The organism is Escherichia sp. KTE114, from assembly GCF_000407765.1.
In the GTDB taxonomy this organism is placed as follows: domain Bacteria; phylum Pseudomonadota; class Gammaproteobacteria; order Enterobacterales; family Enterobacteriaceae; genus Escherichia; species Escherichia ruysiae.
The window spans coordinates 615,301-627,458 of the sequence record NZ_KE136626.1 but is presented as its reverse complement, the minus strand read 5'-3'; the positions used below and the strand labels follow the sequence as shown (position 1 = coordinate 627,458).

Sequence of the window (12,158 nt, the reverse complement as noted above, 5' to 3'; positions counted from 1 at the left end):
CGTAATCTTATTTGATTGCCATCACCTTAACGGGTGAGGGCGTTGTTGTTCGTTAATACACCTACTTTGAGCCGGTTCACACTTTTCAATGAAAATTGCTGATCAATTTCATGATGAGTTATGTAGACTGGCCGCCATTAATTTTGAGGCACACGTACTACATGGCTGAATTCGAAACCACTTTTGCAGATCTGGGCCTGAAGGCTCCTATCCTTGAAGCCCTTAACGATCTGGGTTACGAAAAACCATCTCCAATTCAGGCAGAGTGTATTCCACATCTGCTGAATGGCCGCGACGTACTGGGTATGGCCCAGACGGGGAGCGGAAAAACTGCAGCATTCTCTTTACCTCTGCTGCAGAATCTTGATCCTGAGCTGAAAGCACCACAGATTCTGGTGCTGGCACCGACCCGCGAACTGGCGGTACAGGTTGCTGAAGCAATGACGGATTTCTCTAAACACATGCGCGGCGTAAACGTGGTTGCCCTGTACGGCGGCCAGCGTTATGACGTGCAATTACGCGCCCTGCGTCAGGGGCCGCAGATCGTTGTCGGTACTCCGGGCCGTCTGCTTGACCACCTGAAACGTGGCACTCTGGATCTCTCTAAACTGAGCGGTCTGGTTCTGGATGAAGCTGACGAAATGCTGCGCATGGGCTTCATTGAAGATGTTGAAACCATTATGGCGCAGATCCCGGAAGGTCATCAGACCGCTCTGTTCTCTGCCACCATGCCGGAAGCGATTCGTCGCATTACCCGCCGCTTTATGAAAGAGCCGCAGGAAGTGCGCATTCAGTCCAGCGTGACTACCCGTCCTGACATCAGCCAGAGCTACTGGACTGTCTGGGGTATGCGTAAAAACGAAGCACTGGTACGTTTCCTGGAAGCAGAAGATTTTGATGCGGCGATTATCTTCGTTCGTACCAAAAACGCGACTCTGGAAGTGGCTGAAGCCCTTGAGCGTAACGGCTACAATAGCGCCGCGCTGAACGGTGACATGAACCAGGCGCTGCGTGAGCAGACTCTGGAACGCCTGAAAGATGGTCGTCTGGATATCCTGATTGCGACCGACGTTGCGGCTCGTGGCCTGGACGTTGAGCGTATCAGCCTGGTAGTTAACTACGATATCCCGATGGATTCTGAGTCTTACGTTCACCGTATCGGTCGTACCGGTCGTGCGGGTCGTGCTGGCCGCGCGCTGCTGTTCGTTGAGAACCGCGAGCGTCGTCTGCTGCGCAACATTGAACGTACTATGAAGCTGACCATTCCAGAAGTAGAACTGCCGAACGCAGAACTGCTGGGCAAACGTCGTCTGGAAAAATTTGCCGCTAAAGTACAGCAGCAGCTGGAAAGCAGCGATCTGGATCAATACCGTGCACTGCTGAGCAAAATTCAGCCGACCGCAGAAGGTGAAGAACTGGATCTCGAAACTCTGGCAGCCGCACTGCTGAAAATGGCACAGGGTGAACGTACTCTGATTGTTCCGCCAGATGCGCCGATGCGTCCGAAACGTGAATTCCGTGACCGTGATGACCGTGGTCCGCGCGATCGTAACGACCGTGGCCCGCGTGGCGACCGTGAAGATCGTCCGCGTCGTGAACGTCGTGATGTTGGCGACATGCAGCTGTACCGCATTGAAGTGGGTCGTGATGATGGCGTTGAAGTTCGTCATATCGTTGGCGCGATTGCTAACGAAGGCGACATCAGCAGCCGTTACATTGGTAACATCAAGCTGTTTGCTTCTCACTCCACCATCGAACTGCCGAAAGGTATGCCGGGTGAAGTGCTGCAACACTTTACGCGCACTCGCATTCTCAACAAACCGATGAACATGCAGTTGCTGGGCGATGCACAGCCGCATACTGGCGGTGAGCGTCGTGGCGGTGGTCGTGGTGTCGGTGGCGAGCGTCGTGAAGGCGGTCGTAACTTCAGCGGTGAACGCCGTGAAGGTGGTCGTGGTGATGGTCGTCGTTTTAGCGGCGAACGTCGTGAAGGCCGCGCACCGCGTCGTGATGACTCTACCGGTCGTCGTCGTTTCGGTGGTGATGCGTAATACACGCTGACCATCGAACACAATCTGTAAAATAATATATACAGCCCCGATTTTAACAATCGGGGTTTTTTTTCTGTCTTTTGTACTCGCGTACTGGTACAGTGCAACACATAACAACGCAGTCGCACTATTTTTCACTGGAGAGAAGCCCTTATGGCAACACTAACCACCACCCAAACGTCACCGTCGCTGCTTGGCGGCGTGGTGATTATCGGCGGCACCATTATTGGCGCAGGAATGTTTTCTCTGCCTGTGGTCATGTCCGGTGCGTGGTTCTTCTGGTCAATGGCGGCGCTAATCTTCACCTGGTTTTGTATGCTGCATTCCGGTTTGATGATTCTGGAAGCTAACCTGAATTATCGAATCGGTTCGAGCTTTGACACCATCACCAAAGACTTGCTGGGCAAAGGCTGGAACGTGGTCAATGGCATTTCCATTGCCTTTGTGCTCTATATCCTGACTTACGCTTATATCTCTGCCTGCGGTTCGATTTTGCATCACACCTTCGCAGAGATGTCGCTAAATGTCCCGGCACGGGCGGCGGGTTTTGGTTTTGCACTGTTGGTGGCGTTTGTGGTGTGGTTGAGCACTAAAGCCGTCAGCCGAATGACGGCGATTGTGCTGGGGGCGAAGGTCATTACCTTTTTCCTCACTTTCGGCAGCCTGCTGGGGCATGTACAGCCTGCGACATTGCTCAACGTCGCCGAAAGCAATGCGTCTTATGCGCCGTATCTGCTGATGACGCTGCCGTTCTGCCTGGCATCGTTTGGTTATCACGGTAACGTGCCGAGCCTGATGAAATATTATGGCAAGGACCCGAAAACTATCGTCAAATGTCTGGTGTACGGTACGCTGATGGCGCTGGCGCTGTATACCATCTGGTTGCTGGCGACGATGGGTAACATCCCACGTCCGGAGTTTATCGGCATCGCCGAGAAGGGCGGCAATATTGACGTGCTGGTACAGGCGTTAAGCGGTGTGCTGAACAGTCGTAGTCTGGATCTGCTGCTGGTAGTGTTCTCAAACTTTGCGGTAGCGAGTTCGTTCCTCGGCGTAACGCTTGGTCTGTTCGATTATCTGGCAGATCTGTTTGGTTTCGACGACTCGGCTCTGGGTCGCTTTAAAACGGCACTGTTGACCTTTGCACCGCCTGTTGTTGGTGGCCTGCTGTTCCCGAACGGATTCCTGTATGCCATTGGTTATGCTGGCTTAGCGGCTACCATCTGGGCGGCAATTGTTCCGGCGCTGCTGGCTCGCGCATCGCGTAAACGCTTCGGTAGCCCGAAATTCCGCGTCTGGGGCGGCAAGCCGATGATTGTCCTGATTCTGGTGTTTGGCATTGGCAATGCACTGATCCATATTTTATCGAGCTTTAATTTGCTGCCGGTATATCAGTAAGGGTGAGGTCTGATGCCCTCACCCTAACCCTCTCCCACAGGGAGAGGGGACTGCCCGGCGCGGAAAATGCACTTACCCCAACAACTCTTCTTTAACATCCATCGCCAGATCAAACGAATGCAGCCGCGCCTGGTGGTCAAAAATCTGTCCGTTAACCATAATCTCATCGGCGTCGGTTTCGCGCAGGATTGACTGCAAGCCATGACGCACTTTCGCTTTATCACCTACCAACGACATACTCAGCGCCTGCTGCACGCCATACTGCTCGGATGGTGACCAGAACTGATCCATATTTTGAATCGGCGGCGGCAGTTGCCCTGTTTCGCCACGGCGCAGCTTCACAAAGGCTTGCTGCATCGAGGTAAACAGAAATTCGGCATCGCGGTTGCTGTCGGCAGCGATAATATTGATGCACACCATCGCGTATGGTTTCTCCAGCCGTGCCGACGGTTTGAAGTTGCTGCGATAAAGATGTAGCGCCTGGAACAACATATCCGGCGCGAAGTGTGAGGCAAACGCAAACGGCAGGCCAAGCTGCGCCGCCAGTTGTGCGCTGTAAAGGCTGGAGCCTAACAACCACACCGGGATTTTCTCGCCATAGCCAGGCACCGGGCGCACATGCGGATTTGGATCGCGGGCGTCAAACCAGTCCACCAGCTCTGCAACATCACGGGGGAAATTATCAATATCACCGCTCATATGTCGACGTAGCGCCATCATTGTCCGTTGATCGCTACCCGGTGCACGACCCAGCCCTAAATCGATTCGCCCCGGATAGAGCGTATTGAGCGTGCCAAACTGTTCGGCAATCACCAACGGTGAGTGGTTAGGTAACATCACGCCGCCGGAACCCAGGTGTAGCGTGGTGGTGTTCGCCGCCAGATAGCCAATTAACACCGATGTGGCAGCACTGGCAATGCCGGTCATATTGTGGTGTTCCGCCAGCCAGTAGCGATGATAGCCGCGCTTTTCAGCCAGACGGGCGAGGTCGAGAGAGTGGGAGAACGCTTCTCGTGCTGAAGAACCTTCGGGGATGGGAGCCAGATCGAGTAGCGAAAAAGGAATAGTTTTATCAGTCATAACAGCTCACTTTGTTACCGATTAATCTTTAATACTGCATTAAAGAGTAGTTAAACTTGTTAACAAAGTGAGCTATTTACTTACGCTTGCAACTCCAGTCCTGCCAGCCGTCGCCAGTAGCCGTTACAATCGCTGTTTGCCGTCAACGGCAGTGGCGCAGCGCCATTTTCATTGGCGCGGAAGGCGTCGAGCATAGCGAAAGTGTCAGTACCCTGCGGTGACAGGCGAACCACATCGACCAGCCCCTGCATGGATGCCAGCTCGTTACCGAGGTTGTACACGTAGCCGCTCATAGTCTGAATACCGTTGAGTACAAACACTTGCTGATTCTCTTGCGACAGCACGTTGCGCCCGTTCGGATACTTAATGCAGCAGGTTTCACACTCATCTTTCGGGCGGTCTTCCGAACGCGCGGTAAAGCAGCGGGCGGAATAGGCCAGCGGCAGATGACCGTAGCTCAAGACTTCCACTTCAAACTGGTTGCGAATGCCCAGCTCATCGCACTGATTGAGCAGATTCACCAGCCAGTCGCGGGAAAGTTCCACCGGCATACACCAGCGCATCATGCCCTGTTTGAGTAATATTTTCAGCGTCACTGCGTTGTAGCAGTTCAGCGCGTGCCCGGCGACGAACGGCAGTTTGCGTTCAGCGCACATATTCACCACGCCGAGATCGCTGGCTTCAATCAGAAATTCGCCATTCTCAACATAGCGTTTCAGTTCGCCAAGTTCAGAGGATGCCTGAACCAGCGCCAGTGTGGAGAGCACAATCTGCTTGCCGCTACCGGCGAGCGATTTTGCCATCTCCAGCCAGTCGCCAACTTTGGTTGCCCGACGCTTGCTGCACACGGCTTCACCGAGATAAATAACATCGGCGCTGCTGGCGGCGGCCTGCTGATAAAATTCTTCCAGCGTCTCTTTTGGCCAGTACCACAGCACTGGCCCTAAGGAATATTTCATTGCTTTTCTCACTGCCATTTACGGTGATACGCGCCAAGGGTGGTTTGCGTGCCTTCGGACATCGACCCGAGCGTCTCCATCCACGCGCTTTGCGGTACGAAGTTTTGTGGATCGGCCTTACAACGGTCGATAGCCTGACGCCAGACTTTCGCCACCTGGCTGACATACGCCGGGCTACGCTGGCGGCCTTCAATTTTCACCGAAGCAATATTTGCCGCCATTAACTCTGGCAGTAGTTCCAGGGTATTGAGGCTGGTTGGTTCTTCCAGCGCGTGATAGCGTTCGCCGTCTACCAGATAACGCCCTTTACACAGCGTCGGATAACCTGCGTTTTCGCCATCCTGATAACGGTCGATCAGCACTTCGTTAAGACGGGATTCCAGCCCCTGCGGCGTTTGTTGCCAGCGCACGAAGCGAGCCGGAGAACACGCACCGACGGTGTTGGGCGACTCACCTGTCAGATACGACGACAGATAGCAGCGCCCTTCCGACATAATGCACAGGCTGCCGAAAGCGAACACTTCCAGCGGTACAGGGGTAACCCGCGCCAGTTGTTTCACCTGATGAATCGACAACACGCGCGGCAGCACCACGCGGGCAACGTCAAAATGGCGATGATAAAAGTTAATCGCCTCTTCATTGGTCGCCGAAGCCTGCACTGACACATGACGCTCAATATGCGGGTAACGCTCGGCGGCGTACTCCAGCATGGCGAGGTCGGCGAGGATCAGCGCGTCGGCACCCAGCTGCGCCGCCATATCCACGGCGCGCTGCCAGCGGGCGTAACCGTCCGGGTGCGCAAAAGTGTTAATTGCGATGTGAAGTTTGCGGCGATGTTGATGGACAAAACTCACCGCTTCCTGCAATTTTTTCTCGGTAAAGTTAAGGCCGGCGAAGTGGCGGGCATTGGTATCATCTTTTAGCCCGATATAAACAGCATCTGCGCCGTTTTCGATGGCCGCCTTAAGCGCCGGGAGATTTCCGGCAGGGCAGAGCAGCTCCATAATTTTTCCTGAAGGTTGCGCTATCAAAGCGCAAAAATGTTAACGAACTGGGATTTTAGTTAACCTTGCTGCGACAATTTTTGATTTAAGGCAGTTAAAGTTGTATTGGTGGTAGCAGCAATTTCATATGGAATTGTTGATTTATACCGCTATGTTATTTTCCTGATATGGCAAAATAGGACGATTGTTGAAACAGGGAGTAAAACTCGTGTTGGATAAACTGCGTTCCCGTATTGTGCATTTGGGGCCATCTCTGTTGAGTGTACCGGTAAAACTGACGCCATTTGCGCTAAAACGCCAGGTTCTTGAGCAGGTCTTAAGCTGGCAATTTCGCCAGGCGCTGGACGACGGCGAGCTGGAGTTCCTTGAAGGTCGCTGGTTAAGTATTCATGTGCGTGATATTGATCTGCAGTGGTTTACCTCGGTGGTGAATGGCAAACTGGTTGTCAGCCAGAACGCGCAAGCTGATGTGAGTTTTAGTGCCGACGCCAGCGATCTGCTGATGATTGCGGCGCGTAAACAAGATCCGGATACGCTTTTTTTCCAGCGTCGGCTGGTGATTGAAGGCGATACGGAGCTGGGGCTGTATGTGAAAAACCTGATGGACGCCATTGAGCTGGAGCAAATGCCGAAAGCCTTACGCATGATGCTGCTGCAACTGGCGGATTTTGTTGAGGCGGGAATGAAAACCACGCCTGAAACCAAACAGACATCGGTAGGTGAACCATGCTAATTCGAGTAGAAATTCCCATTGATGCGCCGGGTATTGATGCCCTGCTGCGTCGTTCATTCGAAAGCGATGCGGAAGCGAAGCTGGTTCACGATCTGCGTGAAGATGGCTTTCTGACGCTGGGGCTGGTGGCGACAGATGACGAAGGTCAGGTCATTGGCTATGTGGCATTTAGTCCGGTTGATGTGCAGGGCGAAGACCTGCAATGGGTTGGCATGGCGCCGCTGGCGGTTGATGAAAAATACCGTGGACAGGGGCTGGCACGCCAACTGGTCTATGAAGGACTCGATTCGCTTAATGAGTTCGGCTATGCCGCAGTGGTGACGCTGGGCGATCCGGCGCTGTACAGTCGTTTCGGCTTTGAGCTGGCTGCGCATCACGATCTGCGTTGTCGCTGGCCGGGCACTGAAAGCGCCTTCCAGGTACATCGTTTAGCGGATGACGCGCTGAATGGCGTAACTGGTCTGGTTGAGTACCACGAGCATTTCAATCGCTTTTAATCTCCGGGGTTTGCAGACTCCTTAATAACTCTGCAAACCCTACGCCTTCCGCTACCAGACGCTCTTTTTGCCGTTTGGTTAACTGCTTAACGCGATATTCCGCCCGTAGTGCCAGCGAACGGTCGCCTACTGGCGCGGAAAACGCCAGCGTTAGTTCTCCTTTCCCACGCAGTGCTTTCGCGCCTTTGCCGCTCTGGTGCTGCTGATAGCGGCGTTCGACATCCGTGGTGATCCCGGTGTAAAGCTTATTATCGGCGGTACGAATCAAATAGAGATACCAGGGTGTCATCGTTTGTGTCACATGTTAAGGTCAGGCCACCAGTATAAAAGAGAACAAAAATGGAAACACTCACCGCTATTAGCCATTGGCTGGCAAAACAACATGTTGTCACCTGGTGTGTGCAGCAGGAAGGGGAACTCTGGTGCGCCAATGCCTTTTATCTGTTTGATTCGCAAAAGGTTGCTCTTTACATTCTCACGGAAGATAAAACGCGTCATGCACAGATGAGCGGGTCGCAGGCTCCGGTTGCCGGAACGGTAAACGGTCAGCCGAAAACGGTAGCGTTAATCCGTGGCGTACAGTTTAAAGGCGAGATCCGCAGGCTGGAAGGTGAGGAAAGCGACCTCGCACGCAAGGCGTACAATCGCCGCTTTCCGGTTGCCCGAATGTTGTCGGCACCGGTATGGCAAATCCGGCTTGATGAAATCAAATTCACCGACAACACGCTGGGCTTTGGTAAAAAACTGGTCTGGCTACGCGGCTCAGGCACCGAGCAGGCGTAACGCCTCGCGGTTAAATGCTGGCAGATCGTCTGGCGTTCGGCTGGTAACCAGCTGATCTTTATCGACCACCACCTCCTGATCGTAAAATTCCGCTCCTGCGTTTTTAACATCAATAATGATCGGTTTAACGGCGGTCAGCTTACGACCGCGAATAACATCGGCGCTAATCAGCAGTTGCGGGCCGTGGCAGATAGCGAAGACCGGTTTACCGCTATTCACAAAATCTCGTGTGAAGGTGACAAAACGATTATCACCACGCAGATAATCTGGTGAATGGCCACCTGGAAGCAGCAGGGCATCAAACTCTGCTGGCGTCACTTCATCGATGGATTTATCAATGGTGACGCTGGCTTCCCCTTTTTTCCCTTTCACCGTTTTACCCGCTTGCTTTTCAATAGTGACAACTTCGTGCCCGGCTTTACGAAATGCGTCTGCGGGTGAAGTAAATTCTGAATCCTCAAATTCATCAGTGATTAAAACAGCAATCTTTTTACTCATGCTTCCTCCGCGTTGTTGCATTGGATGAGGCGAATTTCCCACAATCGGGGATAATTACCTCGTAGACTATTAAGCCTGGTGCATGTACCGGGGAGTGCAAGGCGGACAATTCTGTAAAGGAGCGAAGATGAGTCAGGTACTGATTACAGGCGCAACGGGGCTGGTGGGCGGTCACCTGCTGCGGATGTTGATTAACGAACCGAAAGTAAACGCCATAGTCGCGCCGACGCGACGCCCGTTGGGCGATATGCCAGGCGTGTTCAATCCCCATGATCCACAACTGACCGACGCGCTGGCGCAGGTTACCGATCCCATCGACATTGTGTTTTGTTGTCTCGGCACCACGCGGCGGGAAGCGGGTAGCAAAGAGGCATTTATTCATGCCGATTACACGCTGGTCGTGGACACCGCGTTAACCGGACGGCGGCTGGGTGCACAGCATATGCTAGTGGTCAGTGCGATGGGCGCAAACGCGCATTCGCCGTTTTTCTATAACCGCGTCAAAGGGGAGATGGAAGAAGCGTTAATCGCCCAGAACTGGCCGAAACTGACCATTGCGCGTCCGTCGATGTTGCTGGGCGATCGTAGCAAGCAGAGGATGAACGAAACGCTTTTTGCGCCGCTGTTTCGTTTGCTGCCTGGCAACTGGAAATCCATTGATGCACGGGATGTGGCGCGGGTCATGCTGGCAGAAGCCATGCGGCCTGAACATGAAGGGGTGACTATTTTAAGCTCTTCAGAACTACGCAAAAGAGCTGAATAATTATTCCCAAGGATTGATAGTGAGCGTAATATTCACGCGCTCAATTATCATAACTTATTCCTGGGGAATGCTATGACTGGTCAGTCTTCATCTCAGGCGGCAACGCCCATTCAGTGGTGGAAACCCGCGCTTTTCTTTCTCGTTGTCATTGCCGGACTTTGGTATGTGAAATGGCAACCCTACTACGGCAAAGCGTTTACCGCCGCCGAAACCCACAGCATCGGTAAATCAATACTCGCGCAGGCGGATGCTAATCCGTGGCTGGCTGCGTGGGACTACGCGATGATCTATTTCCTTGCGGTATGGAAAGCGGCGGTGCTGGGGGTGATCCTCGGTTCGTTGATTCAGGTGCTGATTCCCCGTGACTGGTTGCTGCGCACGCTGGGGCAATCGCGCTTTCGCGGAACTCTGCTGGGAACGCTGTTTTCGCTGCCGGGCATGATGTGTACCTGCTGTGCGGCTCCGGTCGCGGCGGGAATGCGTCGCCAACAGGTATCGATGGGCGGTGCGCTGGCATTCTGGATGGGGAATCCGTTGTTAAACCCGGCGACGCTGGTGTTTATGGGGTTTGTCCTCGGCTGGGGTTTTGCGGCGATTCGTCTGGTGGCGGGGCTGGTGATGGTGTTGCTGATTGCGACGCTGGTGCAAAAATGGGTGCATGAGACACCGCAAACCCATGCTCCAGTTGAAATTGACATGCCGGAAGCGCAGGGCGGATTTTTTACCCGCTGGGGAAGGGCGCTGTGGATTCTGTTCTGGAGTACGATCCCGGTTTATATCCTGGCGGTGCTGGCGTTGGGTGCCGCTCGCGTCTGGTTATTCCCCCATGCCGATGGTGCTGTCGATAACAGCCTGATGTGGGTGGTGGCGATGGCGGTAGCAGGATGCTTGTTTGTCATTCCCACGGCAGCAGAAATTCCGATTGTACAAACGATGATGCTGGCAGGTATGGGAACAGCTCCGGCGCTGGCATTGTTGATGACGCTCCCGGCGGTGAGTTTGCCGTCACTGATTATGTTGCGTAAAGCATTTCCGGCAAAAGCATTATGGCTGACCGGAGCGATGGTGGCGGTGTCAGGCGTGATTGTCGGTAGTCTGGCGCTGTTGGCCTGAAACATGTCGGATGCGGCGTAAACGCCTTATCCGACCTACGGTTTGTGTCGTTGTAGGCCTGATAAGACGCGGCAAGCGTCGCATCAGGCATTACAAGGGACAGTTATTTAATAAACGTAAACGCCGTGGTCACCCGCTTCACGCCGCTCACCCGGCTGGCAATATCTGCCGCCGCTTTTGCTTCACGTTCAGTCACCAGCCCCATCAGGAACACTTCGCCGTTTTCGGTGGTCACTTTCACATTGGACGATTTCACCAGGTCGCTGGTTAAGAGCTGCGAACGCACTTTGGTGGTGATCCACGTATCGTTAGACGCTTCGCCCAGACCAATCGGCTGACCCTGACGAATCTCGTTATACACTTCGTTGGCACCGTCTACGCCCATAGCAATCTGTTTGGCGCGAGCCGAAAGTTCAGCGTTTGGTGACTGCCCAACCAGCAGCACTTTGCCCTGATAGGCCGTTACATTAATGCGCGCTTCTTTCTTAATCTGTTCGTCTTTTGACAATGCGCTGTTCACGCGTACTTCCAGAGTACCATCGTCCACCTGGGTGCCGACACTGCGGGGGTCGGTCGCCGCTTTAGTACCCACAGCGGCAGTACCTACTACGGCAGCAGCAACACAACCTTGCAACAGCAGCGCGGAAATAAGGACTGCGATTGGCGATAATGCCTTCATGTGTTCTCCTTAATCATCCTGGTGAGGGAAAAGCGTGTTATCGATCAGATCGCACAGGCAATTTACCGTCAGCATATGCATTTCCTGAATGCGAGCACTACGATGCGAGGGAATGCGGATCTCCACGTCCTGTGGCCCTAACAAACCTGCAAGTTCACCGCCGTCATAGCCGGTTAATGCCACAATGGTCATATCACGCGTAACGGCGGCTTCAACAGCTTTTACGATATCTCGGCTATTGCCACGAGTAGAAATAGCTAACAACACATCTCCCGCATGTCCCAGCGCCCGCACCTGTTTTGCATACACTTCATCATGTAAGCGATCGTTGGCAATCGCCGTTAAGACAACATTATCGGTATTTAGTGCAATGGCAGGTAGGCTGGGTCGCTCCGTCTCGAAACGGTTGATCATGCTGGCAGCAAAATGCTGTGCATTGGCAGCGGAGGTTCCATTACCACAACAGAGGATTTTGTTGCCATTGAGCAGAGACTGAACCAGCGTCATGGCTGCACGGGAGATGGCATCCGGAAGCGCCTCTGCCGCTGCAATTTGAGTTTGAATGCTTTCAGTGAAGCAAGCTTTGATTCTTTCTTGCAC

Annotated in this window: 15 protein-coding genes; 8 read left to right on the top strand and 7 right to left on the bottom strand. The window is 53.6% G+C overall.

What is annotated here, in order from left to right; all coding sequences use genetic code 11:
• The first annotated feature begins 88 nt into the window (after window positions 1-88).
• The 3 genes from yrbN to mtr all read left to right on the top strand — a co-directional run bounded on the left by yrbN (window position 89) and on the right by mtr (window position 3,449).
• Window positions 89-169 (top strand): protein YrbN, encoded by an 81-nt coding sequence (gene yrbN, locus WC5_RS24695; RefSeq protein WP_010723222.1) that lies wholly within the window; start codon window positions 89-91, stop codon window positions 167-169.
• On the top strand, window positions 162-2,051 hold the full coding sequence (deaD, locus tag WC5_RS17505) for an ATP-dependent RNA helicase DeaD (RefSeq protein WP_010350076.1): 1,890 nt from the start codon (window positions 162-164) through the stop codon (window positions 2,049-2,051). Before yrbN ends, deaD begins: the two co-directional genes overlap by 8 nt.
• A 153-nt stretch (window positions 2,052-2,204) precedes the next feature.
• A complete protein-coding gene (gene mtr, locus WC5_RS17510) occupies window positions 2,205-3,449 on the top strand; it encodes a tryptophan permease (protein WP_000224323.1) in 1,245 nt (414 codons plus the stop codon).
• A 72-nt stretch (window positions 3,450-3,521) separates the two neighbouring features.
• Here the strand turns inward: mtr and WC5_RS17515 are convergent, their stop codons facing one another.
• The 3 genes from WC5_RS17515 to ubiU form a co-directional block, all read right to left on the bottom strand.
• Window positions 3,522-4,529 (bottom strand): luciferase-like monooxygenase, encoded by a 1,008-nt coding sequence (locus WC5_RS17515; RefSeq protein ID WP_000130413.1) that lies wholly within the window; start codon window positions 4,527-4,529, stop codon window positions 3,522-3,524.
• An 80-nt stretch (window positions 4,530-4,609) separates the two neighbouring features.
• Window positions 4,610-5,488 carry a U32 family peptidase gene (locus tag WC5_RS17520; protein WP_001298329.1) on the bottom strand — a complete coding sequence of 293 codons (879 nt, stop codon included), beginning with the start codon at window positions 5,486-5,488 and terminating at the stop codon, window positions 4,610-4,612.
• Between the two features lie 8 nt (window positions 5,489-5,496).
• Complete coding sequence (ubiU, locus tag WC5_RS17525) at window positions 5,497-6,492, bottom strand: ubiquinone anaerobic biosynthesis protein UbiU (protein WP_000421305.1); 996 nt, start codon at window positions 6,490-6,492, stop codon at window positions 5,497-5,499.
• Between the two features lie 208 nt (window positions 6,493-6,700).
• Here ubiU and ubiT point away from each other — a divergent pair, with 208 nt between their 5' ends.
• Together ubiT and WC5_RS17535 are read left to right on the top strand one after the other, a co-directional pair.
• Entirely contained in the window at window positions 6,701-7,225 is a 525-nt protein-coding gene (ubiT, locus tag WC5_RS17530) for a ubiquinone anaerobic biosynthesis accessory factor UbiT (RefSeq protein ID WP_001517154.1), read from the top strand.
• Window positions 7,219-7,722, top strand: coding sequence for a GNAT family N-acetyltransferase (locus WC5_RS17535; RefSeq protein ID WP_000908554.1), 504 nt, complete (start codon window positions 7,219-7,221; stop codon window positions 7,720-7,722). Before ubiT ends, WC5_RS17535 begins: the two co-directional genes overlap by 7 nt.
• Here the strand turns inward: WC5_RS17535 and yhbQ are convergent.
• On the bottom strand, window positions 7,709-8,011 hold the full coding sequence (gene yhbQ, locus WC5_RS17540; RefSeq protein ID WP_010350072.1) for a DNA damage response exodeoxyribonuclease YhbQ: 303 nt from the start codon (window positions 8,009-8,011) through the stop codon (window positions 7,709-7,711). The two genes, WC5_RS17535 and yhbQ, sit on opposite strands and share 14 nt — an antisense overlap.
• Before the next feature lie 50 nt (window positions 8,012-8,061).
• Between yhbQ and WC5_RS17545 the strand changes: the two genes are divergently transcribed.
• Window positions 8,062-8,505: a YhbP family protein gene (locus WC5_RS17545; protein ID WP_000449442.1), complete on the top strand. Its 444-nt coding sequence runs from the start codon at window positions 8,062-8,064 to the stop codon at window positions 8,503-8,505.
• Here WC5_RS17545 and yhbO read toward each other — a convergent pair.
• Window positions 8,485-9,003, bottom strand: a complete 519-nt coding sequence (gene yhbO / locus WC5_RS17550) for a protein/nucleic acid deglycase (RefSeq protein ID WP_000037602.1) — start codon at window positions 9,001-9,003, stop codon at window positions 8,485-8,487. The genes WC5_RS17545 and yhbO overlap by 21 nt on opposite strands.
• Before the next feature lie 127 nt (window positions 9,004-9,130).
• On the opposite strand from yhbO, the gene WC5_RS17555 reads away from it, so the two are divergent.
• Window positions 9,131-9,766 (top strand): NAD(P)H-binding protein, encoded by a 636-nt coding sequence (locus WC5_RS17555; protein WP_001385509.1) that lies wholly within the window; start codon window positions 9,131-9,133, stop codon window positions 9,764-9,766.
• A 72-nt stretch (window positions 9,767-9,838) separates the two neighbouring features.
• Window positions 9,839-10,879 (top strand): permease, encoded by a 1,041-nt coding sequence (locus WC5_RS17560; RefSeq protein WP_000147591.1) that lies wholly within the window; start codon window positions 9,839-9,841, stop codon window positions 10,877-10,879.
• 103 nt (window positions 10,880-10,982) lie between these two features.
• On the opposite strand, the gene dolP is transcribed toward WC5_RS17560, so the two are convergent.
• The gene (dolP, locus tag WC5_RS17565) at window positions 10,983-11,558 is read right to left on the bottom strand and encodes a division/outer membrane stress-associated lipid-binding lipoprotein (RefSeq protein WP_000646033.1); all 576 of its coding nucleotides are present in this window, start codon (window positions 11,556-11,558) and stop codon (window positions 10,983-10,985) included.
• 9 nt (window positions 11,559-11,567) lie between these two features.
• Entirely contained in the window at window positions 11,568-12,158 is a 591-nt protein-coding gene (gene diaA, locus WC5_RS17570; RefSeq protein ID WP_001158034.1) for a DnaA initiator-associating protein DiaA, read from the bottom strand.

Coding starts and splice junctions, on each gene's coding strand:
- yrbN (WP_010723222.1), top strand. CDS start 89: ATGAAAATTGCTGATCAATTTCATGATGAGTTATGTAGACTGGCCGCC.
- deaD (WP_010350076.1), top strand. CDS start 162: ATGGCTGAATTCGAAACCACTTTTGCAGATCTGGGCCTGAAGGCTCCT.
- mtr (WP_000224323.1), top strand. CDS start 2,205: ATGGCAACACTAACCACCACCCAAACGTCACCGTCGCTGCTTGGCGGC.
- WC5_RS17515 (WP_000130413.1), bottom strand. CDS start 4,529: ATGACTGATAAAACTATTCCTTTTTCGCTACTCGATCTGGCTCCCATC.
- WC5_RS17520 (WP_001298329.1), bottom strand. CDS start 5,488: ATGAAATATTCCTTAGGGCCAGTGCTGTGGTACTGGCCAAAAGAGACG.
- ubiU (WP_000421305.1), bottom strand. CDS start 6,492: ATGGAGCTGCTCTGCCCTGCCGGAAATCTCCCGGCGCTTAAGGCGGCC.
- WC5_RS17535 (WP_000908554.1), top strand. CDS start 7,219: ATGCTAATTCGAGTAGAAATTCCCATTGATGCGCCGGGTATTGATGCC.
- yhbQ (WP_010350072.1), bottom strand. CDS start 8,011: ATGACACCCTGGTATCTCTATTTGATTCGTACCGCCGATAATAAGCTT.
- WC5_RS17545 (WP_000449442.1), top strand. CDS start 8,062: ATGGAAACACTCACCGCTATTAGCCATTGGCTGGCAAAACAACATGTT.
- yhbO (WP_000037602.1), bottom strand. CDS start 9,003: ATGAGTAAAAAGATTGCTGTTTTAATCACTGATGAATTTGAGGATTCA.
- WC5_RS17555 (WP_001385509.1), top strand. CDS start 9,131: ATGAGTCAGGTACTGATTACAGGCGCAACGGGGCTGGTGGGCGGTCAC.
- WC5_RS17560 (WP_000147591.1), top strand. CDS start 9,839: ATGACTGGTCAGTCTTCATCTCAGGCGGCAACGCCCATTCAGTGGTGG.
- dolP (WP_000646033.1), bottom strand. CDS start 11,558: ATGAAGGCATTATCGCCAATCGCAGTCCTTATTTCCGCGCTGCTGTTG.